This is a genomic window from Halomonas sp. AOP7-E1-9 (assembly GCF_052376035.1).
Classification (GTDB): domain Bacteria; phylum Pseudomonadota; class Gammaproteobacteria; order Pseudomonadales; family Halomonadaceae; genus Vreelandella; species Vreelandella citrativorans.
This window is the reverse complement of sequence record NZ_JBQSVC010000007.1, coordinates 43,419-67,967: the sequence shown is the minus strand read 5'-3', so window position 1 is coordinate 67,967 and position 24,549 is coordinate 43,419. Positions and strand designations below refer to the sequence as shown.

At 56.9% G+C, this 24,549-nt stretch carries 22 protein-coding genes; 17 read left to right on the top strand and 5 right to left on the bottom strand.

Going from position 1 to position 24,549, the window contains the following annotated elements:
* Window position 1 precedes the first annotated feature (1 nt).
* The 9 genes from ccmB (at window position 2) to smc (ending at window position 9,666) form a co-directional block, all read left to right on the top strand.
* Entirely contained in the window at window positions 2–730 is a 729-nt protein-coding gene (gene ccmB / locus ACT3R4_RS06245; protein WP_193055341.1) for a heme exporter protein CcmB, read from the top strand.
* Between the two features lie 14 nt (window positions 731–744).
* Complete coding sequence (locus ACT3R4_RS06240) at window positions 745–1,491, top strand: heme ABC transporter permease (RefSeq protein WP_193055342.1); 747 nt, start codon at window positions 745–747, stop codon at window positions 1,489–1,491.
* Window positions 1,491–1,700, top strand: coding sequence for a heme exporter protein CcmD (gene ccmD, locus ACT3R4_RS06235; RefSeq protein ID WP_193055343.1), 210 nt, complete (start codon window positions 1,491–1,493; stop codon window positions 1,698–1,700). Before ACT3R4_RS06240 ends, ccmD begins: the two co-directional genes overlap by 1 nt.
* A complete protein-coding gene (gene ccmE, locus ACT3R4_RS06230) occupies window positions 1,690–2,166 on the top strand; it encodes a cytochrome c maturation protein CcmE (protein WP_193055344.1) in 477 nt (158 codons plus the stop codon). Before ccmD ends, ccmE begins: the two co-directional genes overlap by 11 nt.
* Before the next feature lie 49 nt (window positions 2,167–2,215).
* A complete protein-coding gene (locus tag ACT3R4_RS06225) occupies window positions 2,216–4,219 on the top strand; it encodes a heme lyase CcmF/NrfE family subunit (protein ID WP_193055345.1) in 2,004 nt (667 codons plus the stop codon).
* The gene (locus ACT3R4_RS06220; RefSeq protein WP_193055346.1) at window positions 4,216–4,743 is read left to right on the top strand and encodes a DsbE family thiol:disulfide interchange protein; all 528 of its coding nucleotides are present in this window, start codon (window positions 4,216–4,218) and stop codon (window positions 4,741–4,743) included. Before ACT3R4_RS06225 ends, ACT3R4_RS06220 begins: the two co-directional genes overlap by 4 nt.
* Window positions 4,734–5,201, top strand: coding sequence for a cytochrome c-type biogenesis protein (locus ACT3R4_RS06215; protein WP_193055347.1), 468 nt, complete (start codon window positions 4,734–4,736; stop codon window positions 5,199–5,201). The genes ACT3R4_RS06220 and ACT3R4_RS06215 overlap by 10 nt, the downstream gene beginning before the upstream one ends.
* On the top strand, window positions 5,198–6,088 hold the full coding sequence (ccmI, locus tag ACT3R4_RS06210) for a c-type cytochrome biogenesis protein CcmI (RefSeq protein WP_193055348.1): 891 nt from the start codon (window positions 5,198–5,200) through the stop codon (window positions 6,086–6,088). Before ACT3R4_RS06215 ends, ccmI begins: the two co-directional genes overlap by 4 nt.
* Window positions 6,089–6,171: 83 nt before the next feature.
* Complete coding sequence (gene smc / locus ACT3R4_RS06205) at window positions 6,172–9,666, top strand: chromosome segregation protein SMC (protein WP_193055349.1); 3,495 nt, start codon at window positions 6,172–6,174, stop codon at window positions 9,664–9,666.
* Window positions 9,667–9,674: 8 nt separating this feature from the next.
* Here smc and ACT3R4_RS06200 read toward each other — a convergent pair whose 3' ends face one another.
* Entirely contained in the window at window positions 9,675–10,844 is a 1,170-nt protein-coding gene (locus ACT3R4_RS06200; RefSeq protein ID WP_193055350.1) for a mandelate racemase/muconate lactonizing enzyme family protein, read from the bottom strand.
* 78 nt (window positions 10,845–10,922) lie between these two features.
* On the opposite strand from ACT3R4_RS06200, the gene ACT3R4_RS06195 reads away from it, so the two are divergent.
* From ACT3R4_RS06195 to ACT3R4_RS06180, 4 genes are all read left to right on the top strand, one after another.
* Complete coding sequence (locus ACT3R4_RS06195; protein WP_442353072.1) at window positions 10,923–11,822, top strand: LysR family transcriptional regulator; 900 nt, start codon at window positions 10,923–10,925, stop codon at window positions 11,820–11,822.
* Window positions 11,823–12,334: 512 nt separating this feature from the next.
* Window positions 12,335–14,089, top strand: a complete 1,755-nt coding sequence (gene zipA / locus ACT3R4_RS06190) for a cell division protein ZipA (RefSeq protein ID WP_193055352.1) — start codon at window positions 12,335–12,337, stop codon at window positions 14,087–14,089.
* Window positions 14,090–14,198: 109 nt separating this feature from the next.
* On the top strand, window positions 14,199–16,235 hold the full coding sequence (gene ligA, locus ACT3R4_RS06185) for an NAD-dependent DNA ligase LigA (RefSeq protein WP_193055353.1): 2,037 nt from the start codon (window positions 14,199–14,201) through the stop codon (window positions 16,233–16,235).
* Window positions 16,232–16,504 carry a YheU family protein gene (locus ACT3R4_RS06180; RefSeq protein ID WP_172118191.1) on the top strand — a complete coding sequence of 91 codons (273 nt, stop codon included), beginning with the start codon at window positions 16,232–16,234 and terminating at the stop codon, window positions 16,502–16,504. Before ligA ends, ACT3R4_RS06180 begins: the two co-directional genes overlap by 4 nt.
* Here the strand turns inward: ACT3R4_RS06180 and mnmC are convergent.
* The gene (mnmC, locus tag ACT3R4_RS06175; RefSeq protein WP_441678005.1) at window positions 16,498–18,495 is read right to left on the bottom strand and encodes a bifunctional tRNA (5-methylaminomethyl-2-thiouridine)(34)-methyltransferase MnmC2/FAD-dependent 5-carboxymethylaminomethyl-2-thiouridine(34) oxidoreductase MnmC1; all 1,998 of its coding nucleotides are present in this window, start codon (window positions 18,493–18,495) and stop codon (window positions 16,498–16,500) included. The two genes, ACT3R4_RS06180 and mnmC, sit on opposite strands and share 7 nt — an antisense overlap.
* A 156-nt stretch (window positions 18,496–18,651) precedes the next feature.
* Window positions 18,652–18,951: a YciI family protein gene (locus ACT3R4_RS06170; protein ID WP_172118189.1), complete on the bottom strand. Its 300-nt coding sequence runs from the start codon at window positions 18,949–18,951 to the stop codon at window positions 18,652–18,654.
* A 199-nt stretch (window positions 18,952–19,150) separates the two neighbouring features.
* On the opposite strand from ACT3R4_RS06170, the gene ACT3R4_RS06165 reads away from it, so the two are divergent.
* The 3 genes from ACT3R4_RS06165 to ACT3R4_RS06155 all read left to right on the top strand — a co-directional run bounded on the left by ACT3R4_RS06165 (window position 19,151) and on the right by ACT3R4_RS06155 (window position 21,786).
* Window positions 19,151–20,092, top strand: a complete 942-nt coding sequence (locus tag ACT3R4_RS06165; protein WP_193055355.1) for a PHP domain-containing protein — start codon at window positions 19,151–19,153, stop codon at window positions 20,090–20,092.
* A gap of 64 nt (window positions 20,093–20,156) precedes the next feature.
* Window positions 20,157–20,780: an L-threonylcarbamoyladenylate synthase gene (locus tag ACT3R4_RS06160; RefSeq protein ID WP_087108002.1), complete on the top strand. Its 624-nt coding sequence runs from the start codon at window positions 20,157–20,159 to the stop codon at window positions 20,778–20,780.
* 229 nt (window positions 20,781–21,009) lie between these two features.
* A complete protein-coding gene (locus ACT3R4_RS06155) occupies window positions 21,010–21,786 on the top strand; it encodes a 5'-nucleotidase, lipoprotein e(P4) family (RefSeq protein ID WP_172118187.1) in 777 nt (258 codons plus the stop codon).
* Window positions 21,787–21,840: 54 nt separating this feature from the next.
* Here ACT3R4_RS06155 and ACT3R4_RS06150 read toward each other — a convergent pair whose 3' ends face one another.
* Both ACT3R4_RS06150 and ACT3R4_RS06145 read right to left on the bottom strand, forming a co-directional pair.
* Window positions 21,841–22,716 (bottom strand): ion transporter, encoded by an 876-nt coding sequence (locus ACT3R4_RS06150; RefSeq protein WP_193055356.1) that lies wholly within the window; start codon window positions 22,714–22,716, stop codon window positions 21,841–21,843.
* A gap of 88 nt (window positions 22,717–22,804) precedes the next feature.
* Complete coding sequence (locus tag ACT3R4_RS06145; protein WP_193055357.1) at window positions 22,805–23,722, bottom strand: CYTH domain-containing protein; 918 nt, start codon at window positions 23,720–23,722, stop codon at window positions 22,805–22,807.
* Between the two features lie 137 nt (window positions 23,723–23,859).
* On the opposite strand from ACT3R4_RS06145, the gene ACT3R4_RS06140 reads away from it, so the two are divergent.
* Complete coding sequence (locus ACT3R4_RS06140) at window positions 23,860–24,540, top strand: TIGR00153 family protein (protein WP_193055358.1); 681 nt, start codon at window positions 23,860–23,862, stop codon at window positions 24,538–24,540.
* Window positions 24,541–24,549: the final 9 nt, after the last annotated feature.

Below are 24,549 nucleotides of genomic sequence, written 5' to 3'. Positions count from 1 at the left end.
AATGACGCAGGGGCAGAAGGCGACCACTACACTACTTGAAACGCCGGTGCCGGGCGGGCTGTGGATCGCCTTTACCGCCACCCTCAAGCGTGATGTAACACTGATGTTCAGACGCCGCGGCGAACTGTTCAATCCGCTGGTCTTCTTCGCGCTGGTGATAACGCTGTTCCCAATCGGCATTTCACCCGACCGCGCCGTACTTGCGCTGATCGCGCCAGGTCTTTTGTGGGTAGCGGCGCTTCTGGCGGCGCTTTTGTCGCTGGATAGCCTGTTTCGCACCGATTATGACGACGGCAGCCTTGAGCAGATGCTGCTCGCGCCTCAGCCGCTAGCCGCGCTTAGCCTGGCCAAGGTACTTGCCCACTGGTTGTTGACCGGGCTGCCGCTGGCGCTGGTTGCGCCGCTTCTGGGTGTGACGCTGGCCCTGCCTCCGGGCAGCTACGCGGTGCTTGCGCTTTCGCTTTTGCTGGGCAGCGCCAGCTTGAGCCTGCTTGGCGCGATTGGTGCGGCGCTAACCGTTGGTATCGCGCGGGGCGGCGTACTGCTGTCGCTGCTTATACTGCCGCTGTATATACCGGTGCTTATTTTTGGGGTCGGGGCGGTGCAGGCTGCTGTCATCGGTGAAGGCGTTGCGGCGCACCTGGCCATGCTCGGGGCCCTGCTGGCTGCGTCGCTACTGTTGGCTCCCTGGGCGATTGCCGCCTCGCTACGCATCAGTATCAACGGTTGAGGACAGAACACGTCATGTGGACCTTTATTCATAAATGGGGCTCGCCCAAATGGTTTTATGCAATGAGTGCAAAGGTGCAGCCCTGGTGCTGGGCAGTCTCCCTGGTACTCATTGCGACCGGCACGGTATGGGGGTTAGCCTTTGCACCCACCGAGGTGAATCAGGGGCAGGGCGATAGCTTCAGGATCATTTATGTCCACGTGCCCGCCGCCTTTCTTGCCCAGTCGGTGTTTGTTTCGATGGCGGCGGCGAGCCTGGTCTTCATGGTATGGAAGATCAAGGTGGCGGATATGGCCGCGACAGTTATGGCGCCGTTTGGGGCGGTGATGACGTTTGTGGCGCTTTTTTCCGGAGCGGTGTGGGGTGTGCCCACCTGGGGTACCTGGTGGATGTGGGATGCCCGACTGACCTCCATGCTGATTCTGTTGTTCCTGTTTCTGGGGGTGATCGCCCTGCGCAGCGCTTTTACCCGTCGTGAGGGGGGGGCAAAAGCGGCTTCGGTACTGGCCATGGTTGGGGTCATCAATATTCCGATTATCAAGTACTCGGTGGACTGGTGGTTTACGCTCCACCAGTCGGCGACCTTTACGTTGACGTCGCGGCCCCTCATGCCCACGGAAATGTGGCTGCCGTTACTGATCATGGTGCTGGGCTTCTACTGGTTTTTTATCGCTCTTACACTGATGCGTACGCGGAATGAAATCCTGCGTCGGGAAATTGATAAGCGTTGGGTCAGGGATTTGATCAGGGAGGCGCGGTAATGGCATTTACATCGTTTGGCGCGTTCTTGGCCATGGGCGGACACGGCCCTTACGTGTGGGCGGCCTGGGGCGTCACGGCACTTTTGATGGTTGCCTGCATCATTCATGCTCGTTTTGAGCGCCGCCAACTGGCCAGTGCTGTAAAACGCCGTGCCCGGCGTGGTGACCGTCATCCACCCCATCAAACGAGACATGCTGATGACACCTAAACGTCGCCAGAAGCTGGTGATCATTCTCGGCGCGCTGGCGCTAGCCGCCGTGGCGGTAGGCCTCACGCTCTATGCCCTGCGCGCTAATATCAACCTGTTCTACAGTCCGGTGCAGATTGCCCAGGGTGACGCGCCCATCGAGCGGACAATCCGTGCAGGCGGTATGGTAAAGGAGGGCTCGGTTGTCCGTGACCCGCAAAGCCTGAACGTCGAGTTCCTGGTAACCGACTACGTGGACGAGCTTGCGGTGGCCTATAACGGCATCCTGCCGGATCTGTTTCGCGAAGGGCAGGGCGTGGTAGTGGTAGGCAAACTGTCTACAGACGGGCGGTTTATCGCTGACAAGGTGCTTGCTCGCCACGATGAAAACTACATGCCGCCCGAAGTGTCGCAAGCGTTAGAAGAGGCAGGTTACTCGCCTGCTGATTATCAGGACCAACCGGTTGAAGCAGCCAAGCGTGAATAGGTTGAGCCAATGTCCTATACCCTAGAGTCCGTGTCATGCTGGAGTGCCGATGTTGGTAAAACTGATCCCTGAGCTTGGGCACTTCGCGTTAATTATTGCCCTGCTAATGGCAGTATTGCAGGGCGTAATGCCATTAGCCGGGGCGGCCACGCGCAGGCCGCTTTGGATGGCATATGGTCATCCCATGGCCACGGGGCAGTTTCTGTTTATCGCAGCGGCTTATGTGTGCCTAACCGCCAGCTACGCGCTGGATGACTTCAGTGTGGCGAACGTCGCCAACAACTCCAACTCGCTGTTGCCCTGGTACTACAAGCTCAGTGCGGTGTGGGGCAACCATGAAGGGTCGGTGCTGTTGTGGAGCCTGATGCTGGCGGGCTGGGGGTATGCCGCTTCGCGCTTCTCAGGCGGCCTGCCTCGCGACATGGTAGCGCGGGTACAGGGTGTGATGGGCTTGATTAGCGTGGGATTCTTACTGTTTATCCTGCTGACGTCCAATCCCTTCGAGCGGCTTTTGCCCAACGTGCCTCACGATGGCGCGGACCTTAATCCGCTGCTTCAGGATATTGGCTTGATTGTTCACCCGCCGATGCTCTACATGGGCTATGTCGGGTTTTCCGTCGTGTTTGCCTTCGCCATTGCCGCGCTGCTGGGTGGGCGGTTGGATGCGGCCTGGACGCGCTGGGCGCGCCCCTGGACCAATATTGCCTGGGCCTTTTTGACGGTAGGTATTGCATTGGGCAGCTGGTGGGCCTACTACGAACTCGGCTGGGGAGGCTGGTGGTTCTGGGACCCGGTGGAAAATGCCTCGCTACTGCCCTGGCTAACCGGCACCGCGCTGATCCATTCGCTGGCCGTCACCGAAAAGCGCGGCTCGTTTAAAAGCTGGACCGTACTGCTGGCCATTTTTACCTTTTCGCTATCGCTGCTGGGTACCTTTCTGGTGCGTTCTGGTGTACTTACCTCGGTGCACGCGTTTGCCAATGACCCCTCACGCGGCTTGTTTATTCTGGTGCTGCTGACGATCACCGTGACGCTTTCTCTACTGATATTTGCGCTGCGCGCGCCCCGCGTGAGCCATCATGCGAGCTTCAACTGGCTATCACGAGATTCGCTGCTGCTTATCAACAATATTCTATTGGTCATCATGACCGTGACGATTTTGCTGGGTACGCTCTACCCGCTGATTTTAGACTCGCTCAACCTGGGTAAAATCAGCGTGGGCCCGCCGTACTTTAATGCGCTTTTTGTACCGCTGACGGTTGTGATGTGTCTCTTTATGGGGCTTGGTCCGGTCGCTCGCTGGAAGAGCATGCCAGCCAGTGAACTGCGCCGTAAATTGTGGCTTGCTGGCGTCGCTGCGCTGGTGCTGGGTATGGTGTTGCCGCTGATATACACCGGTGAATGGAACCTGTGGGCCTCATTGGGTATTGTGGCTGCGCTGTGGATCGTGCTGCCGATTGGGAGGGACATGTGGGATAAAACCCGCCACGGCGCTAGCCGCCTGGCGGGTTTGCGCAAGCTTTCCCTAGCGTATTGGGGCATGGTGCTCGGGCATGTGGGAATTGCAGTGACGATTATTGGTGTGGCCGTGGTGTCCAACTATGCCACTGAGCGCACGGTGCGTATGGCGCCGGGCACCGAGCTTGACGTCGCGGGCTATCAGTTCACGTTGACGGAGCTTAAAAGCCGCCGAGGCGCCAACTTTATGGCCGATACGGCCGTCATTCAGGTGCGCAATATCGAATCAGGGCGTGGTTTTATTATGCGCCCTGAGAAGCGCTTTTATCTGGCAACGGGTATGCCCATGAGCCAGGTCGCGCTACGCCCCGGCCTGTTTCGGGATCTTTACGTTGCCATGGGTGAAGATTTGGAGGATGGCAGTTGGGCCATGCGCATTCAATATAAGCCTTTTGTACGCTGGCTTTGGTTGGGCGGTTTGTTGATGGCGTTAGGCGGCATACTGGCAATAGTGGATAAGCGCTATCGCCGAACCAGAACGGCCGACCGTGCCGACGTGGCCCGCTCGCCCAAAACGCAGGAAGCCGCGCTATGAGCCGTCGACTATGGCTGTTACTGCTACCGCTGGGTTTTCTTCTGGTGGCGCTGTTTTTATATCAGCGTTTGCAGCATGACCCGTCAGCCCGGGACTCGGCGCTGATGGCACGTGAGTTCCCGACATTTGAGGCCACCACGCTGCGTGATGAAGGCACCCTGGTTGATCAAACGCTGCTCAAGGGGGAAGTCTCACTGGTTAATGTGTGGGGCGAATGGTGCCCGGCCTGCAAGCAGGAAATGCCCCAGCTTTTGGCATTGGCCGACCAGGGTGTTCGTATGGTCGGGGTGAACTATCGCGATACCCGCGAAAAAGGAATGCACTTTTTAAACGAGTTTGGCGACCCGTTTGAAGTGAATATCTTTGACCCTGACGGCAGCCTGGGCTTTGACCTTGGCGTTTATGGCGCGCCTGAAACGTTTCTGGTCGATGCCGGCGGAATTATTCGCTATCACCATAAAGGCGATATCTCTCCTCAGGATGTGGCCGAGCGTATTTTGCCGGAGGTAGCCAAATGGCGTTAATACGTACCCTGGCCGTGCTCTTCCTGCTGTTGTCGACAAGCGTCGTGGCGGAGGGAATCGAGCTGCGTGAGTTTGACGACCCGGTGCTGGCGCAGCGTTATCACGCATTAACCGCGTCCATGCGCTGCCCGCTGTGTGAAAACCAGGCCATCAATGATTCGAACTCGCCTATCTCCGCCGATATGCGGGAACGGGTGTATCAAATGCTGCAGGATGGGCGCTCCGATAGCGAAGTGGTCAATCACATGGTAGAGCGCTTTGGCGACTATGTTCTCTATAATCCGCGCCTGGAGAGCCGCACCTATCTTCTGTGGGGGCTGCCCATTGGGTTAGGCGTCGGGGGTGTTTTGATCGTGCTGCTGATTGTACGCGCACGGCGCCATGCGTCTGCCAAGGCGCTAAGTGCTGAAGAGCGCGCTCGGCTGGATGCGCTGATTCAGCGCAGGAGATCCTCATGACGCTTTTATGGGTCGCCATGGCGATTGTCATGTTGCCAGCGATTGTCTTGCTACTTTCCCCGCTGCGTAAGGCGCATGCGCTTTATGACCAGCAACGCGCATATGAAGCCAACGACACTTCGGCCGAGCAGAACGTGGCCATTTTTCAGCGTCGGCTTGTCTCGTTAGAGGCGGCTCATGCGCGTGGCGATGTTAGTGCCGCGCAGTTTGAAGAAGGAACGCTGGAACTTGAGCGTAGCCTTCTGGAAGATACTGCCACGCTGGCCGTACGACCGCTACAATCGCCCCTTGCCGGGCGTTTAGCTGTGCCATTGATTGCCTTGAGCGTGGTGGCCATCAGTCTTTTTTGGTACCTGGAAGAAGGGGCCGAGGGTGATCTTGCCCTGTATGGCGTTCAGCAGGAATTACTCAACGACCCCGGCGCTACTCCAGACACGTATATTCGTCGTATGGAAGAGCAGGCCGCGCTTCAGCCGGGCAATGCCAACGTGTGGGCCTCGCTGTTTCCGCTGTATCGCGATACCGGCCAGGAAGATAACGCCATCGATGCGCTGGAACGGCTCATCGCGCTGGAAGGCCGGCTCCCTGCACTGCTCGCCCAGCTTGCGCAAATTCGCTTCTTTATGGCAGGACGTGAGCTGACCCCGGATGTGCAGCGTTTGGTGAATGAAACGCTGGCTCAGGACCCACGCCAACCAACGGTGCTCGGTCTGTTAGGCATTCACGCGTTTGATAACGGTGATTACGAGGGCGCAATGGAGCGCTGGCGGCGCGCGCTGGCAACGGTCAACGATCCGAACACGGCCGACTCGCTACGCGAAGGTATCCGCGCGGCCCAGGAACGCTTGGCCGATACATCCGAAACAGCGGCGGCTGATGAGCCTTGAGCCAATCACCGCTGCCGAAGTCGTTATGAATCATGTATTTTGAATACGTCTCATGTTTATAAATAATTTTTTGTAGGATTGGCATGCGCTTAACCTCTATCCGCCTTGTTGGATTCAAGTCGTTTGTCGATCCGGTCACGGTGCCCTTCGACGGTAATATGACCGCGATTGTCGGCCCCAATGGCTGTGGCAAGTCCAATATTATCGACGCCGTGCGCTGGGTGATGGGCGAGTCCTCCGCTAAAACCCTGCGTGGCGAGTCCATGGCCGACGTTATCTTTAATGGCTCGACTGGGCGCAAGCCGGTGGGCCAGGCGTCTATTGAGCTCAAGTTCGACAATCGCGACGGCACCATGGGTGGCGTGTATGCCCAATACGCGGAAATCGTGGTCAAACGGTTAGTGACCCGCGACGGCCAGTCCAACTACTTCTTCAATGGCCAAAAGTGCCGTCGACGGGATATCGCCGACCTGTTTATGGGCACCGGGCTTGGCCCGCGCTCCTACGCGATTATCGGCCAGGGCATGATCTCGCGATTGATTGAAGCTCGCCCCGATGATTTGCGCTCAACGCTTGAAGAAGCTGCGGGCATTTCTAAATACAAGGAGCGCCGCCGCGAAACCGAAAATCGTATGCGGCGCACCCAGGAAAACCTTGAGCGTTTGGACGATATTCGCGAGGAGCTGGATAAACAGCTTGAGCGCTTAAAGCGCCAGGCCGAGGCGGCCAAACGCTATCAGGAGTTAAAGCAGCAGGAGTACCGGCTTAAAGGCGAGCTGGCACTGCTACGCGGGCGCACCTTGCGAGTAGAGCAGTCGCAGCAGGAGAGCCGGGTTCGTGAGCTGGAAATCTCAGTTGAAAAAGATGTGTTTGGCGTACGCCAGTGCGAAACCCGCCTGGAGCAAGCTCGTGAGCAGCACGATGAGCTGGCTGAGGTACTGGAGCGCCACCAGCAGCAGTTTTTTGAAACCACCACGCGCATTGCACGGCTGGAGCAGGACCAGGCCCACCGGCGTAGCCGTGAGGCCCAGCTAGCCAGCGATATTGCCACTGCACGGCGCGAACTGGATGAGCAACGCCTGGTGAGCGAAGGCGACCGGGAGCGTCTTGCCGCCATCGACGAACGCTTTGAGGATCTGGCGCCCGAACACGAAGCGCTGGAAGAGCAGCTGGACGCCCTGGAACAGGCCCTCGCCGATGCTACCCCCGCCATGGAAGCCGCCGAGCAGCAGTGGTCGGACGCCGAAAATCGCTGGCGCGATGCCAGCCGCGAAGCCGACCGCAGCCAGGACCAGCTGCGCGATTTAGAGCAGCGTATTCAACGCCTACAGGCAGAAAGCCAGCGGCGGCGTCAGCAGCGCGGCGATTTGGCGGATTTGAGCGCGCTACGCGAAGAGCATGCTCAGTTCCAGGCACAGTTGGAAGAAGCCGAAGCGCGTTCCGAAGCCTTCACCCAAACGCGTGAACAGTGGCAGCAGCAGTACAGCGATGCCAAACAGCGTTATCAACAGGCAACGCTTACCCGTGATGATAAACGCGCTGAATTGAGCCAGCGCCAGGGTGAACTATCCTCGCTACAGACCCTGATGGATGCCGCGCTGGCCGACCACGACCCGGACATGGAAGCAACTCTGGCAACCCACGGGCTAAGTAATGCCCCCCGCCTGGGTGAAACCCTCAGCGTGACACCCGGTTGGGAGACGGTCATTTCCTGGCTGTTGGCGCCCTGGTTGAATGCTCGACTGGTCGCAAGCCACCAGCTTGCCGCGTTGCCGCAGGCGCTGGCTACCGACTGGTGTTTGATTGATGAGCAAGCGCCCGCCGCTTCAACCCAGGGCCAGCGGCTGGATTCACTGGTAAGCGGCGCTGGTGCGATAGGTGAATGGTTAGCAAGTATTCACTACGTTGAGTCCGGCGCCGAGGCTGAGCAGCTTGCGCCCGGCCTTGCAGCGGGAGAAAGCGTTGTTAGCCGTGACGGCGTTTGGCGGGGGCGCGGCTGGCTGCATCAGCAGGCCAATGGCGAAGGCGTTGATGCCTTACTGGTAACGCGACGCCGTTTCAAGGAGCTGGACGCCCTGCGCGAGCAGGATGAAGACGCGCTGGCGCTGGCTGAAGAGCAGTGCGAAACGACCAGTGAGACTATTGAAGCCCTGGAGCTTTCCCGTGAACAGCAGGCTGAGCAGGAGCGTGGTCATGCTGCAAGCGTTCAGCAGTTGGCCATTAAAGAGCGTAGCGCTGCCCAAAAGCTGGAGCATTTGGAGAGCCGGGCCACCGAGCTTGATGCGGAGCTTGGGCAACTGCAAGAGGATGAAGCGGCGTTAACGCTTACCCTGGAGGAGCAGCGCGCCCGCTGGAATGTGGCGATGGAAACGCTGGAAACCACTGCACAAGCACGCGAAGAGGCCAGCGAGCAGCGTGGCCGCCAGCGCGAACAGCGCGACCAGCTGACTCAGCAACACGGCCCGTTAAAAGCACAGCAGCAAACGCTGGCGTTAGAGCGTGAGCGGTTAACCGCTGAGCGGAGTAGTTTGCGCGCCCAGCAGACGCGCTCAAGCGACAGCGAAGAGCGCTTGACGCTACGCATAGCAGAGCTAGAAGCGTCGCGGGAAACGCTACTTGAGCCGGACGAGTTGGCCGGTGAAGAGCTTGAAGAGCTACTACATCAGCGTGAGCAGCAGGAGCGCCGCCTTAACGAAACGCGCCAGCAGGCCCAGTCGCTGGCAGAACAGCTGCGCAATGATGAGCTGGCCCGCCAGCAGCACGAACGCAATCTTGAACAGAGCCGCGAGCAGCTTCAGCAGCGGCGTATGGATGTTCAGGCGCTGGCGCTAAAAGCGGCCACGCAAGATGAGCAACTGGCCGAACTGGGGCATGACGCCGATGCCCTGGCCGAGAACCTGCCAAGCGATGCCAGTGAACAGGTTTGGCAGGAGCGTTTGGAAAGCACCGGCGAGAAGATACGCCGCCTGGGCGCCATTAATCTGGCAGCGATTGAGGAGTACGACCAGCAGGCCGAGCGACGCAACTATTTGGAAGCCCAGCACGCCGAACTGACCGAAGCGCTGGAAACCCTGGAGCGAGCGATCAAGCGTATCGACCAGGAAACGCGGGTACGTTTCAAGGAAACGTTTGATCAAGTGAATAGCGGTTTGCAGGAACTCTTTCCCCGCGTGTTTGGCGGTGGGGCGGCCTGGCTAACGCTCACAGGTGATGATTTATTGGAAACCGGGGTGGCGATCATGGCGCGTCCACCGGGCAAGAAGAACAGCACGATTCATCTGCTCTCCGGTGGGGAAAAAGCACTTACCGCGCTTTCGTTGGTGTTCTCGATCTTCCAGCTCAACCCCGCGCCGTTCTGTATGCTCGATGAAGTTGACGCGCCGCTGGATGATGCCAACGTGGGGCGATACGCCAAGCTCGTAAAAGAGATGTCGGAAAACGTTCAGTTCATCTATATCACCCACAACAAGATTGCCATGGAAGCCGCCGAGCGCCTGATGGGGGTGACCATGCAGGAACCCGGCGTGTCGCGCTTGGTATCGGTGGGGATTGATGAAGCTGCGGCGCTGGTGGATTAAGCCTCAGCTTAGCCTTCGCCCAGCTCGCGCATCACTGCATACAGCCTGGATTTGGCTTCAAAGCCTACGCCCGGAATATCGGGCAGGCCGACGTAGCCATTTTCAACCTGAATGCCGTCAGCGAAGCCACCAAACGGCTGGAAGACATCCGGATAGGATTCGTTGCCGCCCAGGTGCAAGCCAGCGGCGATATTCAGTGACATTTGGTGGCCGCCGTGGGGTACTACGCGGCGCGATGACCAGCCAAGCTCATCCATCACTTTCAGCGTGCGCATGTACTCCACCAGCCCGTAAGAGAGGGCGCAGTCGAACTGCACGAAATCGCGGTCGGCACGCATGCCTCCATGGCGTAGCAAGTTGCGGGCGTCCTGGTGCGAGAACAGGTTTTCGCCGGTCGCCATGGGTAATTCATAATGGTTGGCAAGCTCCGCCTGAAGCGCGTAATCCAGCGGGTCACCGGCTTCTTCGTACCAGAAGAGGTTATAAGGCTTTAGCGCTTCGGCGTAAGCAATCGCCGTTTTCAGGTCAAAGCGCCCGTTAGCATCTACTGCCAAGCGGCTGCCATCGCCTACGACTTCAAGCACGGCTTCGATACGCTGAATATCTTCCTCAAGCGGTGCGCCGCCAATCTTCATTTTTAACACGTTGTAGCCACGCGCCAGGTAGCTGCGCATTTCGTCCTGCAGCCTGGTGTGGTCTTTACCAGGGTAGTAGTAGCCGCCAGCCGCATACACCCAGACCTTATCGTCGGCTTGGCCGTTTCGATAACGCTCGGCAAGCAGCTGGTAGAGCGGTTTGCCCTCAATTTTGGCGACTGCATCCCAAATTGCCATGTCGATCGTGCCTACCGCGACCGAGCGCTCACCGTGCCCGCCGGGCTTTTCGTTTTTCATCAGGGTGTCCCAGATAGCAAACGGGTCCAGGTTGTCGCGGGCGTGATCAATGAGCGTGTCGGGGTTGGCCTCGGTGATTCTATCCAGAAAGCGGTCACGCATGAGCGCTCCCTGGCCATAGCGCCCGTTGGAGTTAAAACCGTAGCCAATCACGGGTTTACCGTCGCGTATCACATCAGTGATGACGGCCACGACCGAACAGGTCATTTTGGAAAAATCGATATAAGCGTTGGCAATCGGGGAGGCAATCGAAACGGTTTTCTCGCGAATATCCACAATACGCATGGCAAGCTCCTTGGTGGTCAAGTGCTTAACCCTATGCGTGACAAGGGGGGCTGCCCAATGCTATTACTAGGTGCTCCCATGCTGAAACGGCATTGCCCCATGGAACTCGTCTGGTTAGAAGACTTTACCGCCCTTGCCGAGCACGGCAGTTTTGTACGTGCTGCAAACGCCCGACATATTACCCAGCCCGCGTTCAGCCGACGGATCCGCGCGTTTGAACAGTGGATGGGCGTTAGTCTGTTTATTCGCACCCCACAGGGCACCACGCTCACCGACGCCGGTAAACACATACAGGCCAGTGCGTTTGACGCGATTGGCCGACTGTACCGCTTGCGGGCTGAAGCACAGCAAATTGCCGGGGAAGCGACCCGAACGTTGCAGTTTGCAGCGACGCACTCGCTGTCATTTACGTTCTTCCCCCGTTGGATAAGAGCCCTGGAGCAGGGAGCGCCCATGGAGGCCGTGCGCCTTCACTCGGATACAATGTCCACGTGTGAGCAGTTGTTGTTACAAGGTGACTGCCAGTTCTTGTTAAGCCATCGGCATTGCGCTGTTCCCTCACGGTTATCGCCTGACCAGTTTGAGAGTATAAAGGTGGGCGAGGATTCGCTGATTCCACTGGTGGGAAAAGAATTAAGCAGTTCTCAGTGCCTGGAAGTGTTGCCTTACCTGGGATATACCGATGCTTCGGGATTAGGCCGTGTTGTTAACCACTGGCTTAATGAAAATGCCACTTCTCTTATAAGTGCACCTCGCTTTACCAGCCACTTGGCTGCGGTGTTGATGTCCATGGTGTTGGAAAATAAAGGCCTGGCATGGATACCTAAAAGCCTTTCAGAACAAGAGATTAGCGATGGAAGGTTGGTGCGTGCATTAGATGATTCGTGGGACATCCCGTTAGAAATACACCTGACCCGACCACGTGTATTAGCCAGCCACTTTGCGAACGCATTCTGGCAAAAGCTGTCCAACGGTTAAGCAAATAACTGCTACAACTGTTAACAAATTGAGTAGAAATAATAAAAAAATGTGTAAAAACGCTCAACTTATCTATATTGATCATTATAAAATTGTGGTTAATGCTATGGTAGATTTACCTTGAACTAGTGTGGCTGAGCTGGATTAAAGCCTTTTGCTGTTTTTATATACAGTAGTGGTAGGTTGGTTGTTAAGCTCGCTTCGCTTTAAGGATTAAGTAAACATTAAGTAAGATAGATGCAGTACATATACACCAGGATTAAAGAGCAGATTCACGACCTGAATAATAGCAACTGAGTCTGATCACGATGAACGTCAATATTGCTTAGAAAACGTCAGGAACTGTACTTAGGAACTGTGCTTAGGAACCGTGCCATGACGTAGAAATCGCTAAAAAATGGCTCTATTTATAGTAACCGCGCTATGCTAGTGGTATTTATTTACCACCTGAAAGGTTTTCACTCAGGTATGGCGCTTTAGTAACCGGTTAAATGACCCATGGAATGTTCGACATGGAACTAAGAGAATGGTTAATCATTTTAGGACTGGCGTTGGTGTCGCTCATCGTAGTCGACGGTGTACGACGACTCCAACGCCAGCGGCGCGTCCCTCGTCTGGACCAGGCGGTTAAGGATCTTCCCGAGGCGAAGCTAACCGAGCTGGATGATGAGGCTAAAGAAGCCGAAATTAGCTGGGAGCTTCCGAACGGTGGCGCACGTGTCGTTAAACCTGCGGACTATAGTGGGGTCGGCGCGAAACCCAAGTTGGAACGTCAAGACCATCCAGGGCCTTCCAGAGTGCTATCCGAATTTAGGCGCTCCTTTGCCAATGCGGTCCCTAAGCGTAAAGCGACTGCTCCGCCAGTGGATACAGCAGCATCTGCACAGCCTCAGCGCCAGGCCGCTGCGCCTAAAGCACGCCCGGCTGACATTGATCGTCGAGAGCCAAGCATCTTCCCGAATAGCGACGCTCCAGCTGACGTGAGCCAGGTTGAACCCCAGCCAACGGCACAAGCCAATCCTGTTAACACTCAGCCGGTAGACAAAACAGCGTCAGAAGCGCATGCGCCTATTGCCGAGCAAGTGCCAACCCAAAGCAAGCCACACACTGGAGAGCCGTCTATCTCCCTATCTACTGCCAACGAAGAGTCCGTTGCTGCGAAAGAAGAGCCTGTCGCGGTGAATGAATCCGTCGCGGTGAATAAGGAGAGCCCTGCTGAGCCGGTCCTCGCTGTTGAAACAGACGCCGATCCTGTGTTGCGTGCAGAGCCAGAAGATGCCGCTTCGGCCAGGGCGCCCAAGCGTCGTCAACTGCGTGAAGATACGGCCGGCGAGTATGACGAGCTGGATGATGATGCCGTTGATGAGTATCGGCTGGTTGATTTTGAGGGTATGGGCCGCTCGCTTAAACGTCGCCTGATACAGCGTCGTCAGGAAAAAGCCCGTAAGAAAGCTGAAAAGGCCAAGCGTGCTGAAGCCGCCGCCAAGCTGAAAGCAGAGCGCAAAGCGCTTGAAGCCGAGCAGCGCCGTGAAGCAAAAGAAGCTGCCGAGGCAGAAAAAGCCCGCATTGCCCAGGAACAGGCCGAAGCCCGCGAAGCCGCCGAAATTGCTGCGGAAGCGCAACGGGCCGCTGCACGCCATGACGAGTCTGAACCTGCTTATGCGCATGAAACATCAGCGGATCAGTACGATGACTATGAAGCCTACGATGAAGCGCCGGTGCGTGGCTCGCGTGATAATGTCGTACGTGCTCACCCAACGCTTGAAAAAGCGTTGCGTCATGATGTGCCGGGTGAACATGCCAAAGAAACATTGACCAACGCCGATGAGGTGGTGGTTATCAGCGTGCTCTCCCGGGACCCGGAAGGCTTCGATGGCAGCAAGTTGCTGGAGCTCATTATGGCGTGCGGTCTACGCTACAGCCGTGCCATGGGTGTGTTCCACCGCTTTGAAACAGAAAGTGACGACAGCGAACTTCAGTTCTCAATGATTAACGTGGTCAAGCCTGGCACGTTCCCTATTGAAGAGATGGGTGAGTTTGTAACGCCAGGGATCACCTTCCTGATGCCCTTGCCAGGAGCAGTCGACAGCTCTGCAGCCTTTGAAGCCATGGTGGAAACCGCTATGGCCGTGGTTCGCCATATGAGTGGCGAGCTGAAGGATGAAAATCGCAGCGTCATGACGGCTCAAACCATTGAGTTTGCCCGCCAGCGGGTGCATGAGTTTGAACGCCGCCACCGCCTGCATCGCCACATGCAAGCCCACTAAGTAGCGCTTGCTGTTAAACACCCGCCTTCTTGCAGAAGGCGGGTGTTTTTGTTCCAGGATGTGTCTTTTTTGTGATTGATTTTAGCCCGTACGATGGAAACCAACGTTAATGAGTCAGCCTGACCCCCAAGTGTTGGAAGCAGTCACCCAGCTGCGCGCCGAGCTTGATGAAGCCAACTACCGTTACTACGTATTGGATGAGCCAACGTTATCAGACGCTGACTACGACCGGAGGCTGCAACGCTTAAAGCAGCTGGAAGCTGAAAACCCAACGCTCGTCTCTCCGGATTCACCGACTCAGCGCGTGGGTGCGGCGCCTGCTGATGGCTTTCCTTCGGTCGCCCACGCCATCCCCATGCTCTCGCTGGATAACGCGTTTAGCGGTGACGACATCGTGGCCTTTGCTGAGCGCGTCGCAGAGCGCTTGGAGTGCGCAGCAAATGACGTTGAGTTTACCTGTGAGCCGAAGCTTGATGGCGCTGCGGTATCGCTGGTGTATGAGCAGGGCGTGCTGGTGAGTGGCGCCACCCGTGGCGATGGCCGCACTGGGGAGGGCATTACCTCTAACCTGCGTACGCTGCGCTCGGTGCCTTTAAAGCTAATGGGCAAGCAGATCCCTGAGCTTTTGGAAGTGCGCGGTGAAGTCATCATGCGCCACCAAGGCTTTGAAGCGCTTAACGAGCGTGCACGCGAGGAGGGTAGCAAGGTATTTGCCAACCCGCGTAACGCCGCTGCCGGTAGTTTACGTCAGTTGAACCCGGAGATTACTGCTACCCGCCCACTGGAATTTCATGCCTATCAGGCGGCGCGTCTGGAACCGGACATGGGCGACACCACGCATAGCGAACTGATGGATCGACTGGTAACGCTGGGCTTTCGCGCCAGCGCGGAGCTAAAGGTGCTGACCGGCCCGCAGGCGGTCGTTGAGTATTGCGAGCAGTTGGGTGAGAAGCGCGACCAGTTGGGCTACGACATCGACGGCGTGGTGATCAAGGTGAATGCACTGCGCTATCAGCGTGAGCTTGGGTTTGTGGCTCGCGCTCCCCGCTGGGCAACGGCATTTAAGTACCCCGCTCAGGAAGAGATCACCACGCTTAATGACGTTGAGTTTCAGGTAGGCCGTACGGGTGCCATCACGCCAGTGGCAAGGCTTGAGCCCGTTAGCGTGGCAGGCGTTACCGTATCCAACGCGACGCTGCACAACGCCGATGAAATCACCCGCCTGGATGTCATGATTGGCGATACAGTGGCTATTCGCCGCGCAGGCGATGTGATTCCCCAAGTGGTCCGGGTCGATAAGGAAAAACGCCCAATAGACGCGCAGCCGATTGTGTTCCCCGAGCACTGCCCGGTGTGCGGTTCGGATATCGAGCGCGTGGCAGGCGAAGCGGTAGCGCGCTGCTCGGGTGGGCTTTTCTGCGCTGCCCAGCGTAAAGAAGCGCTCAAACACTTCTCTAGCCGCAAGGCCCTGGATGTAGATGGCCTGGGCGTCAAACTGATCGACCAGCTGGTAGAGCTGGATTGGGTGAAAACACCTGCCGATCTGTTTCACCTGACGGTTGAGCAATGGCAGAGCTTGCCGCGTATGGGCGAAAAATCGTCCATTAATCTGGTCAACGCGCTGGATAAAGCTCGTCATACGACGCTCGCTCGGTTTATCTACGCGTTGGGCATTCGCGAGGTGGGTGAGGCCACAGCAGCCAACCTGGCGAGCCATTTTGGAACGTTGCAAGCGCTTCAAGCAGCCGAACAGGCCGCGCTTGAGGCGGTCAACGATGTTGGCCCCATTGTGGCGGCCCACGTGCACACCTTTTTCCGCCAGCCCCATAACCAGGAGACCCTGGCTGCCTTGATTGAGGCAGGCGTCACCTGGCAGGAAGCCGACGTTACCCAAGGCCCTACGCCGCTAGAAGGCCAAACCTGGGTACTGACGGGCGCCATGGAAAGCATGACCCGTGACGAGGGTAAGGCTCGGCTACAGGCGCTTGGCGCCAAAGTAGCGGGTAGCGTTTCGAAAAAGACCACGGCGCTGGTCGCCGGTGAAGCGGCCGGTAGTAAGTTAACCAAAGCGGAACAGCTGGGCGTAGAGGTTGTGGATGAAGCCACCTTTATTGAGCGCCTTGCGCAGTGGGAGCAGAGCGAATGAGCCGTTTCATTGAAGTACCCGCCCGCATGTTGCCGCCGGAAACCCTCGATGCGTTGCTGGAGGCGTTTGTTACCCGGCAGGGTTATGACACCACCGATACCGGCACGGGGATGAAAGGGTGGGTCGACGAGCTGAAACAGCAGTTGGCACGTAGTGAACTGATTATTGCCCATGACCTAAAGCTTGAAATGACCGAAGTAATGACCCTGGCGCAGTGGCGTTCCTTCGGTCGTGATCTGGCAGACGATGAGGAAGAGGGTGACTACTGACCGCGAATAATCGCGCTGATAATACGCCGCCCGGGATGCAGATGGTCGGCCAACTGAGCCTCAATCGGCATGGGGTCGTCAAGCAGCCGGGAGGCAATAAGCTCGGCGCATAACGGCGCACTGGAAAGCCCGCGGGAGCCGTGGGCGGTAGATATCCACAACCCTGGGCAGTGCTCACCCGGGGCGTTTGGCACTCGCGAGGCATCTTTTGCCAGCACGGCATAGGCTGACTGCCAGGCCGAGGCGTTGGGGACTGGGCCTGCATAGGGCGTTTTATCAGGGCTTGCTGCACGTACCGCCGCGCGCCCTTCAAGCGCCTGTGGAGTCAGGTGGGTGCCTGCGCTTTCAAGTTCTGCCACCAGTGCTGGAAGTGTTTGGCGAAGCTCGTCAATATTGCGCTGGTGGTCGGTATCGGTCACGTCGGTAGAAGCATTGTTGGGCACGAAGCTTGCCCCAAAGGTAAGCACCCCTTCAATGGCGGGCGACACATAGCCACCGGCGCATACCACCCGCTCCGGGCCTTTTACGCCGGCGGGAAGCCTCACCTCACTGACCTGGCCGCGCACCTGTTGGAGCGGCAGATTGGCCGTCTGAGCATACATATTGGCGTAGTGAGCGCTTGCAATCACCACCTGGTCTGCACTTATCGTATTTCCATCAGCAAGTGCGAGCTGCCAGCGGTCATCTTCACGCGTAAGGGACGTAACATCGCCCTGTCTCAGCGTGATATTAGGCGTTTGGAGTAAGTGCTCACATAGCGCCTTGGGCCGCACCCAGCCTGCGTGTGGATAAAACAGGGCGTGTTCAGCGTTAATGGTAATACCGGCTTTCTCACTCAACCCTTGGGTAAGCGGCGACACCACGCTTTCGGGCAGCACATGCTGCTCGCTAAAGCGCTGCTGGCGCTTGGTCTCTTTCGCGTTGGTGGCCAGTTGCACGACGCCGCAGGGCTGCCAAAGCGTTGGAACCTTGAACTGATTAAGCCAGCGCTGGCTGTATAAAAGGCCGGAGAGGTAAAACCGGCTTTGGTGGTTGGTGTCGGCCGCAAGCTTCACATAAAGCGCCCCCTGGCGGTTACCCGAGCCGCCTGCGCCGGGTGCTTCGCGCTCGATCACCGTCACATTAACGCCACGCCTGGCAAGTGCTGCTGCCACGCTGCACCCAGCGATCCCTGCCCCGATAACCGCCACCTGCTGCGTGGGAAGAGGCGCTGGCGGCGTAAACCAGGGCGTTGCCTCACGGCGCTTATCGGTAGGCGGTGTGTCAATCATGCCTGCCAGTATTTCGCGCTTATGCCCGCAGCCCGGGACTTTTTTCCAGCTAAAGCCTGCCGCTTTCAAGCCCCGCTTAACAATGCCCGCGCAGGTGAACGTGGCAAAGGTGGCCCCCGGCCGAGAGCGCGCCGCCATGGCCTCAAACAGCTCGGGCTGCCACATTTGTGGATTTTTAGAAGGTGCAAAGCCGTCCAGAAACCAGGCATCGACCTGACCATCTAAAAGCGTCAGCCGCTCGGTGGTATCGCCATAATGCAGATCCAGCGTCACGCGGTCGCTCAGGTGCAGGCGGTGTACGCCGCTAACGGGTGAGGGCCACTGCTCGCAAAGCCGCTGTGAATAACCGGCAAGCGACGGCCAGGCGCGTAGGGCGCGCTCAAGCGATACCTGATCCAAGGGATACTTTTCTGTGGATAAAAAATGCAGCCGTGCCCCGGTTGGCGCGTGCTGCTCAAAGCAGGCCCAGGCACACAGCATATTAAGGCCCGTGCCAAAGCCGGTTTCCCCGATCACAAAGGCGCGCGTGTTTTCCCAAGCGGCAAATCGCTCAGGCAAGCGGTTGGTATTTAAAAAAACGTGCTCGGTTTCTTCAAGACCGCCCTCACGGGAAAAGTACACGTCATCAAAATCATCCGAGTGCGGTGAAGTGTCACTCCAGGTGAGTAATGGCGCGCTTAACGCCGTTAAAGGGGGTAAATCAGTAAGGCGTTGAGGCACGCGGATATCCGTAATGACTGAAGTGGTTAAAAAATAATCAATTTGTTAATCAGGGCGCTATCTCTGGCTTAGCGAAAAGCGTCCGCCGGGTTTGCACAGAGTTTTCCACAGGCTCTGTGAATTAGCAGGCGGACCCTCCACACTCGCCCTAATCGGTCAAGGCAAAACTTTCTTGAACGGCTTAACAATTACCTTGGCATAGACACCTGCAATGATGTATGGATCGGCGTCAGCCCAGCCCTGAGCGGCTTCCAAACTGTCGAATTCAGCCACCACCAGGCTGCCGCTAAAACCCGCGTCGCCGGGGTTTTCAGTATCCGCAGCGGGGTGCGGGCCCGCGAGCACCAAGCGACCTTCATCGCGTAGCGTTTCCAAGCGTGCCAAATGGTCCGGGCGGGCCGCCAGGCGGCGTTCAAGGCTATTCGATACGTCTTCACTAATAATGGCGTAGAGCATGGGGATAACTCCTTAAAAGCATGTAGTAAAGCGCCCTATGCAGCATTGACCGCATCTACATAAGCGCGCACCATGGCGAGCGTTTGTAAATCGTCCCACGCGCAGCGCTGTGAACACCAGGTCTTTTGAACACAGCACTTTATAACTGTTCGTGGTAGACATCCCTATTCTGACAAACTCGCCACATGACGTCATGCCCATGCCTCTACTTCCTGCAACGTTACTTCCTGCGGTGTTTGATGCCGATCAGCGCTACACGGCTGACCTGCATATGCACTCAACGGCGTCGGATGGCGCGTTAACCCCCACGGAGTTGGTGTCGCTGTGCGCAGCGCGTGGCCTTACCCACATGGCGCTGACAGACCATGACACCATGGACGGCATCGACGAGGCTGGAAAGGCGGCGGTACAAGCCGGGCTATGCCTGGTGCCTGGCTGCGAGTTATCCACTCGCTGGCAAGGCATTAACATCCACGTCGTGGCGCTGATGCCCGGTGGCCTGCAAGGTCCGCTGGTTGAAGGGCTTGAACAGCAGCGGCTGGCGCGTATTCAGCGCGCAGAAGTGATAGCCGAGCGGTTAGAGAAAGTGGGCCTTAAAAATGCCTTGGAAAAAGCCCGGGAGCAGGCAGGCAGTGACCGCCCGCTAGGCCGGCCTGATTTTGCCCGCGCGTTAGTGGCCGAGGGGGTTGTGGCCGATTGGGCCACTGCGTTTAAACGCTACCTTGGCAGCGGTAAAAAAGGCGATGTTAAAGCTCACTGGCCAGAAATCAGCGAAGTCGTCGAGTGGGTGGTGGCCTCTGGTGGCGTTGCGGTGATTGCCCACCCTTTACGCTACGGCTTAACCCGGCGTAAGCGAGGGCAGTTAATGGATACCTTTCAGGCCGCAGGTGGTGACGCGGTTGAATTGGTGAGTGGCCAGCAGAACCCGGATGTCACAAGGGACCTGGCTCGTCAAATGGTCGAGCGTGGGCTTTACGCCTCGTTAGGCAGCGACTTCCACTTTCCCGGCAGCCACGCCGCCCCTGGCAGCATGTGCATGGTGCCGCGCACGGCCGCGCCGCCCATTTGGCAGCACCCTCGCTTAGCGCATTTACGCAATGCCCCCGCTGGTCCATTAGCCGCTGCGTCAGCTATGGTATGAGTAAGCGTTTGATAAAAGCGAATACCCTAATGGACTGAAACGCGCCCACGGGCAGGAGCAGACAATGAGCCAATATTTCCAGATTCATCCAGAAAACCCACAAAAGCGCCTGATTGATCAAGCGATTGAGATTATTCGCAAAGGCGGTGTGGTGGCTTATCCCACTGACTCAGGTTACGCGTTAGGCTGTCATCTGGGCGAAAAGAAGGCTATTGAAAAGATCAAGTGGTTGCGCTCGCTGGATGACAAGCACAACTTTACGCTGATGTGCTCGGACCTTTCGGAAATTGGCACTTACGCCAAGGTAGATAATGCGGTGTTTCGGCTGCTGAAAGCGCATACGCCAGGACCGTACACCTACATTCTGGATGCCACGACAGAAGTCCCGCGCCTGCTGCTGCACCCCAAACGGCGCTCCATTGGCGTACGCGTACCTGATCACCGGATTGCTCATGCGCTACTGCAAGCGCTTGGCGAACCGCTAATGAGCGTTACGCTGATTCCGGTGGGGGAGGACCTTCCCATGAGCGACCCAGAGGAAATTCGTGACCGCTTTGAAGCGCATTTGGACCTGATTATTGACGGTGGCGCCTGCCACCTGGACCCCACCAGCGTCATCGACCTGCGAGAGCTACCGCCCAAAATTGTCCGTGCCGGACGCGGTGACACGGCTCCCTTCGCCAACTGACTTACCCACGCCATGCTCTGGCAGCTGCTAGGCATGGCGCGATCTGTTTATCTGCACTCCCGATGTAAATCTATCGTCACCTTTCATGCCAGTTATACTCTATTTTTATTATTTGAATGACCAATAAAAATAAATTAGGCTAAAAACGCCAAATGTTCATAATAATTTTTTATAAATTGAGTGGAATTCGCTTTCCGCCCGATCATCATAAAAAAATGGAGAGTGCTTAATGACGATGTTCCGTTATCGCAGTGCCGTTATTGCTTCGGCTTTCGCAAGTCTGGCAGCGTTACCTGTGTCTGTTAATGCTGTGGCCAGCGACAGTGCCGCTTGTGAGATGAATGAGTACGCAATGGGGCTTCGCTACCAGCAGCAGGCTGCCGAAGTCATCGCGTTGCAGCGGCAGGGGTTCGAGCTGGCAACGTACCGCTTGAAGGACCAGATAGCTGCCCATGGTGAAGACGCTGAGCTGGCTATCATTACCGATCTTGATGAAACCGTTATTGATAACAGTGCGTTATTGGTGCGCGATATGCAGGCGTGTCACGACTTTACGACTTGGGACACGTGGAAACACTGGGAGCGCGAAGGTGAGCCGAGCCTGATCCCGGGCGCCAGAGCTTTTTTGGAATTTGCTGATGAGCAGGGCGTTGCCATCTATTATGTCTCTGACCGCTATGAGGAAAACAAGTCGGCAACGCTAGCCACTCTGGAGACGTTAGGGTTACCCCAAGTGTCCGAGCAGAGCGTTATGCTGCTGGGGCCGCCCAAAGGCGAGCGTCGGGCCGTCGTGGCCGAGCAGTACGCGCTGGTGATGCAACTGGGCGATACGCTTCACGACTTTTCTGACGTGTTTGCTGGCGTTGAGCTGGAGGAGCAGAAACGGCTGGTAGATGAAAACGCTGAACGGTTTGGGCAGGACTGGATCGTGTTCCCCAATGCGACCTATGGCAGCTGGCGCAACGCTGAGCTTGATGTCTGGCAGGCTCCCTTCGAAGACAATTAAGCAAGACATTAAGCAGAGGCCGCCTGAACCGGCGGCCTTTTTCGCTTGAGGCGATTACATCTCTTCAGTCTGTTTCTCTTTGCGCGGGTCTTCACTGTTTTCATCCAGCCAGGTGCCACAACGAAGGCAGTAGAGTGCGTCTTTTTCGTGACGGTCGTGGCCGCATCCTGGGCACGCTTCATCGGAGTAGCGGTCTTCACGGATAGAGCGGATGACCTGGGCTGAAAAAATGCCGGTAGGCACGGCGATAATCGAGTAGCCAATCAGGATGAGAAGCACAGTAATCGCTTTGCCAAGCGCTGTGCCCGGCACGATATCGCCATACCCCACCGTGGTAACGCTGACCACCGCCCAGTAGATCGACATGGGAATACTGGTAAAGCCGCTTTCCGGCGACTCGATGGTATACATCAGCGCGGCAAACATGGTGACAACCATAAAAATACTGCAGAAAAACAGCAGTACCTGGCGCACGCTACGCTTTAATGCTTCGATCAGCAGTCGTCCTTCGCCCACAAATTCCATCAGGCGCAGGATACGGAAAATGCGCAGCACGCGGAGTATGCGAATAATCACCAGCGCATGAAAGCCGGGCATCAGCAGTACCAGCCAGGCTGGCAGGATGGAGATTAGATCGACCACGCCATAAAAGCTTTTCAGATAGACCGTGGGACGTTCAAGGCAGTAGATGCGTACCGCAAGCTCCACGGTGAACAGAATCGTAAAGCCCCACTCCAGGTAGTAGAAAAGCCAGCCATACTCCTGGGAAACCTCCTGAACACTGCCGAGCAGAATGACGGCGACGCTGCCCAAAATCATCACAATCAGCGCAATATCGAATCCCTTGGCAGTGGGCGTGTCGGACTCGAAAATAACGTGAAACAGCTGTGTGCGAAGCCCTTCCGCGGCAGGGGTCAGGTTAAAACTCATGGCGATCCTGATGAAATGAGCAATCACTTATCACAGTGATTAGGTCTATGGGCAAACGTGCTTGAATCTATCTAAAACAACGTGAAGGTTAGCTTAGCTCGCGTTGCAGCGCTAAACGATGGGAAAGCGTCAGGAGCGTTACGCCATAGGCAATACGGGGTTGACCAGCGTCATCTAGCGCTGTGGATAGGTGAGCCGCCTGGGACTTCATGTCCTCGGGCAGTGATGCGTGTTCGGCCAACCGGGTCAGCGCCTCATGGGTAAGGTTTAGGAACGGGCGCTGCTGGTTGTCGTGGTAGGCATCAAGGGCAAGCGTTGCCCGGTGTAGCCATTCAGCAGGTGTCGTGGCGTTAGGAAGCGGCCACTGTTGGGCGCGCAAGGCGTTACCCCGCGATGCCTTGCTGCTATCAGATGGGCGAAGCGGAACCTGTTCTGCTAGCGCAATCGCCAGCGACCAGAGCGCTTGCGGGTCACCGTTTTTAAGCTCCAGTTCTACTTCACAAATGGGCGTGCGGTAGCCACCACTTTCAATTTCGCCTTCATCCAGTACCAGCTCAATCTGGCTGCCCTGCCAGTCGAGCTGCCAGCTATATCGGGTAAAGTCGGTGCGCAGTATGGGGGCTAGATGCGTTAGTCGTTCTCTGAGCACTTTGTGGGCAGGCCCATTATTGACTGGCTCGTCACTGAAAGGGGGAAGCTCAGCGAGACCTGCCTGGTCGAGTTCAGCGCGTGCGACCGGCCACTCCCACTCCTGGCGGCTGGATAATCCGCCACCCCCCTGGCCCGCCGTTTTTACCGTTTGCAGCACGCGGCCATCAACTTGACGAAGACGCACTGCGATTCGTGCGTTGGCCATGTCATGGGTCGGTGTGTCGAAGTAGGTATTGGCTAAGGTCTGGATTAACGGTGTTTTTGTGTCGAGCAAAGAGTGGTGCTTGAGCGCCTCAATACTGGCTTGGGCAAGCGCAAGTTTTATCTCTACTTCGATTGGTGTTGCATTTTTCATGACAATAGCCACTCTTAAACGTGAAGTACTGGTTAAATTTTTGCTACCAATATGAAGTTTTCATGACGGCGGCGAGCGCACTCTTTATACTGGCGTCGCCATTTCCAGGCTCCCCCGAAAACAGGCTAAAAGGCTCTATGGTTACCTCCAACCCTTTTTCCGCGATGTTTGGCCGCTCGCCATTCCAGCCGCTGCTGGCCCACATCGTCAAGGCCAATGAATGCGCCGACCAACTGTTACCGTTTTTTGAAGCATCGCTTGCTGGCGATTGGGATACCGCCACTGAGCTGCGTGAAAACGTAACCCGTTTAGAACACGAAGCGGATGTGCTGAAAACGGATCTACGGCTCAACCTGCCCAGCACCATGTTTCTGCCGGTTTCACGGTCTGATCTACTGGATTTGATTAGTGTCCAGGACAAAATCGCCAACAAGGTGCGCGACATTACCGGCATTATGCTAGGCCGTAAAATGCGCGTGCCTGATGAGCTCGCTGATCCGATGCGCGATTATATGGCGACTAGCGTGGCATGTGTGGCCCAAGCGCGCCAGGCCCTTGAAGAGCTGATGGAGCTTTTAGAGTCAGGCTTTGGGCGTAACGTCGCGGATGTTATGAGCAACATGATCCGTGAGCTGCATAACCTTGAACACCAGGCAGATAGTCAGCAGGTGGCCATTCGTCGCCAGCTGTTTCAGCTTGAAAGCCAGCTACCGCCCGTCGATGTGATCTTTCTTTACAAGATTATCGAATGGGTGGGTGAAGTGTCTGACCGTGCTGAGCGCGTAGGCAGTCGCTTGCAGATTTTGACCGCACGCTAAGGGAAACCA

What these genes read in the sequence shown, in the direction of transcription:
- ccmB (WP_193055341.1), top strand. Translation starts at nt 2, where the DNA reads ATGACGCAGGGGCAGAAGGCGACCACTACACTACTTGAAACGCCGGTG.
- ACT3R4_RS06240 (WP_193055342.1), top strand. Translation starts at nt 745, where the DNA reads ATGTGGACCTTTATTCATAAATGGGGCTCGCCCAAATGGTTTTATGCA.
- ccmD (WP_193055343.1), top strand. Translation starts at nt 1,491, where the DNA reads ATGGCATTTACATCGTTTGGCGCGTTCTTGGCCATGGGCGGACACGGC.
- ccmE (WP_193055344.1), top strand. Translation starts at nt 1,690, where the DNA reads ATGACACCTAAACGTCGCCAGAAGCTGGTGATCATTCTCGGCGCGCTG.
- ACT3R4_RS06225 (WP_193055345.1), top strand. Translation starts at nt 2,216, where the DNA reads ATGTTGGTAAAACTGATCCCTGAGCTTGGGCACTTCGCGTTAATTATT.
- ACT3R4_RS06220 (WP_193055346.1), top strand. Translation starts at nt 4,216, where the DNA reads ATGAGCCGTCGACTATGGCTGTTACTGCTACCGCTGGGTTTTCTTCTG.
- ACT3R4_RS06215 (WP_193055347.1), top strand. Translation starts at nt 4,734, where the DNA reads ATGGCGTTAATACGTACCCTGGCCGTGCTCTTCCTGCTGTTGTCGACA.
- ccmI (WP_193055348.1), top strand. Translation starts at nt 5,198, where the DNA reads ATGACGCTTTTATGGGTCGCCATGGCGATTGTCATGTTGCCAGCGATT.
- smc (WP_193055349.1), top strand. Translation starts at nt 6,172, where the DNA reads ATGCGCTTAACCTCTATCCGCCTTGTTGGATTCAAGTCGTTTGTCGAT.
- ACT3R4_RS06200 (WP_193055350.1), bottom strand. Translation starts at nt 10,844, where the DNA reads ATGCGTATTGTGGATATTCGCGAGAAAACCGTTTCGATTGCCTCCCCG.
- ACT3R4_RS06195 (WP_442353072.1), top strand. Translation starts at nt 10,923, where the DNA reads ATGCTGAAACGGCATTGCCCCATGGAACTCGTCTGGTTAGAAGACTTT.
- zipA (WP_193055352.1), top strand. Translation starts at nt 12,335, where the DNA reads ATGGAACTAAGAGAATGGTTAATCATTTTAGGACTGGCGTTGGTGTCG.
- ligA (WP_193055353.1), top strand. Translation starts at nt 14,199, where the DNA reads ATGAGTCAGCCTGACCCCCAAGTGTTGGAAGCAGTCACCCAGCTGCGC.
- ACT3R4_RS06180 (WP_172118191.1), top strand. Translation starts at nt 16,232, where the DNA reads ATGAGCCGTTTCATTGAAGTACCCGCCCGCATGTTGCCGCCGGAAACC.
- ACT3R4_RS06170 (WP_172118189.1), bottom strand. Translation starts at nt 18,951, where the DNA reads ATGCTCTACGCCATTATTAGTGAAGACGTATCGAATAGCCTTGAACGC.
- ACT3R4_RS06165 (WP_193055355.1), top strand. Translation starts at nt 19,151, where the DNA reads ATGCCTCTACTTCCTGCAACGTTACTTCCTGCGGTGTTTGATGCCGAT.
- ACT3R4_RS06160 (WP_087108002.1), top strand. Translation starts at nt 20,157, where the DNA reads ATGAGCCAATATTTCCAGATTCATCCAGAAAACCCACAAAAGCGCCTG.
- ACT3R4_RS06155 (WP_172118187.1), top strand. Translation starts at nt 21,010, where the DNA reads ATGACGATGTTCCGTTATCGCAGTGCCGTTATTGCTTCGGCTTTCGCA.
- ACT3R4_RS06150 (WP_193055356.1), bottom strand. Translation starts at nt 22,716, where the DNA reads ATGAGTTTTAACCTGACCCCTGCCGCGGAAGGGCTTCGCACACAGCTG.
- ACT3R4_RS06145 (WP_193055357.1), bottom strand. Translation starts at nt 23,722, where the DNA reads ATGAAAAATGCAACACCAATCGAAGTAGAGATAAAACTTGCGCTTGCC.
- ACT3R4_RS06140 (WP_193055358.1), top strand. Translation starts at nt 23,860, where the DNA reads ATGGTTACCTCCAACCCTTTTTCCGCGATGTTTGGCCGCTCGCCATTC.